Source organism: Streptomyces sp. NPDC057654, from assembly GCF_042800135.1.
GTDB lineage: Bacteria > Actinomycetota > Actinomycetes > Streptomycetales > Streptomycetaceae > Streptomyces.
Genome location: NZ_JBHVHQ010001149.1, coordinates 1 through 2,182, shown reverse-complemented (window position 1 = coordinate 2,182; position 2,182 = coordinate 1). Strand labels below are relative to the sequence as shown.

Annotated in this window: 2 protein-coding genes; both read right to left on the bottom strand. The window is 74.0% G+C overall.

All coding sequences use genetic code 11. From position 1 onward, the window contains the following. The coding region (locus ACFU99_RS41450; protein WP_384403325.1) for an ABC transporter ATP-binding protein at positions 1–553 on the bottom strand (553 nt) is incomplete at its 3' end. Further along, a partial coding sequence (locus tag ACFU99_RS41445; RefSeq protein WP_384403322.1) for an ABC transporter permease occupies positions 554–2,182 on the bottom strand: 1,629 nt, incomplete at its 5' end. It abuts the gene before it with no gap.

Sequence of the window (2,182 nt, the reverse complement as noted above, 5' to 3'; positions counted from 1 at the left end):
TGCCCAAGGTGCTGAAGAGGGTGCGGAGTTCCATCACCAGGCGCTCGCGCAGGCCCCGGTCGAGCTGGCCGAAGGGCTCGTCGAGCATCAGCAGCCGGGGGCGGGGCGCGAGGGCGCGGGCGAGCGCGACGCGCTGCTGCTCGCCGCCGGACAGCGCGCCGACCGCGCGCCCCTGCGCGCCCGGCAGGCCGACGAGGTCGAGGAGTTCGGCGACGGTACGGGCCTGCTCGGCGCGGCCGGCCCCGCGCATCCGCAGCCCGAAGGCGACGTTCCCGGCCACATCGCGCTGCGGGAAGAGCTGGTGGTCCTGGAACATCAGGCCCACGCCGCGGCGGTGCGTCGGAATGCCGCTCTGGTCCCGGCCCTCCAGCGTCACCCGCCCGCCGTCGGCCCGCTGGAGCCCCGCGACGACCCGCAGCAGCGTGGACTTGCCGCTGCCGCTCGGCCCGAGCACGCACACCGTCTCGTGCTCGGCGACCTCCAGGTCCACCGCGTCCAGCGCGGTCCTCGCGCCGAAGCGGACGCTCACGCCGTCCAGTCGCAGCAGGGCCATCTAGAACTCTCCCGAACGATCGGTGCGCATGCGCTCAAGTACCAGCAGCGCCACCGCGCACACCAGCATCAAGATGGTGCTGAGGGCCATCGCCTGCCCGTAGTTCATCTCACCGGGCCGGCTCAGCAGCCGGGCGACCGCGACGGGCAGCGTCGGGCTGTCCGGCCGGGCGATGAAGACGGTTGCCCCGAACTCGCCGAGCGAGACGGCGAACGCGAACCCCGCCGCGACCGCCAGCGCCCGCCCCACCAGCGGCAGATCCACTTCCCGCCAGGCCCGCAGCGGGGACGCGCCGAGCACCGCGGCGGCCTCCCGCAGCCGGACGTCGACCGCGCGCAGCACCGGCAGCATGGTCCGTACGACGAAGGGGACGCCGACCAGCGCCTGGGCCAGCGGCACCAGGATCCAGGAGTCCCGCAGATCCAGCGGCGGCTTGTCGAGGGTGATGAGGAAGCCGAAGCCGACAGTCACGGCGGAGGTGCCGAGCGGCAGCATGAGGAGCGCGTCGAAGCCCCGTACGAGCCGCCCCGCGCTCCCCTTCCCGCTTCCTCGGAGCGTCAGGGCGGCCGCTGCCAGCCCGCCGATGACCACGGCTATGGCGGTGGCGGCGAGCCCGTAGGAGAGCGAGTTGCCGATCGCCTCCAGCGGCGCGACGACGAAGGTGCCGCCGTTGTCCGCGGCCGATTCGAGGGCGCGGTAGAAGGCCGGGCCGTAGCCGTCGGGCCCGTCGAAGGAGCGCTGCACCAGCACGGCCAGCGGCAGCAGGATCAGCAGCGCGACGCAGGCCAGCACCCCCGACAGCAGCGCCCACTGCCCCGCGCCGCGCGGCCGGCGCGACGTCTGCGCCGCGTCGACCAGCCGCAGCGCCGACTCCCGGCGCCGTACGGTCCAGGCGTGCACGGCGAGCAGCACGCACACCGCCAGCAGCTGGACGATCGAGAGCACGGCGGCCGTCGGCAGGTTCAGGAGCTGCGCGGTCTGCTGGTAGATCTCCACCTCCAGCGTCGCGTAGCGCGGGCCGCCGAGGATCTGGATGACGCCGAAGGAGGTGAAGGTGAAGAGGAAGACCATGAGGGCCGCGGCCGCCACGGCGGGCGCGAGCGCGGGGAGCGTCACCCTGCGCCAGGCCGCGAAGCGACCGGCGCCCAGCACCCGCGCCGCCTCCTCCTGCCGCGGGTCGAGCTGCGCCCACAGACCGCCGACGGTCCGTACGACGACCGCGTAGTTGAAGAAGACGTGCGCGAGGAGGATCGCCCAGACCGTGGTGTCGAGGCGGATCCCCCACAGCTCGTCGAGGAGCCCGCCGCGGCCCAGCAGCGCCAGGAACGCCGAGCCCGCGACGACGGTCGGCAGGACGAAGGGGACGGTGACCACGGCGCGCAGCAGCTGCTTGCCGGGGAAGTCGAAGCGGGCGAAGACGTACGCGCCGGGGAGCGCGAGGGCGAGGGTCAGCGCCGTGGACGCGGCGGCCTGCCAGGTGGTGAACCACAGGACGTGCCCGATCTCCGGGTCGCCGAGCACCTCCGTGATCCGGCCGAACTGCCACCGCCCGCCGTCCTTGAGCCCGCGGGCGACGATGGCCGCGACGGGATAGGCGAAGAAGACGGCGAAGAACGCGAAGGGCACGGC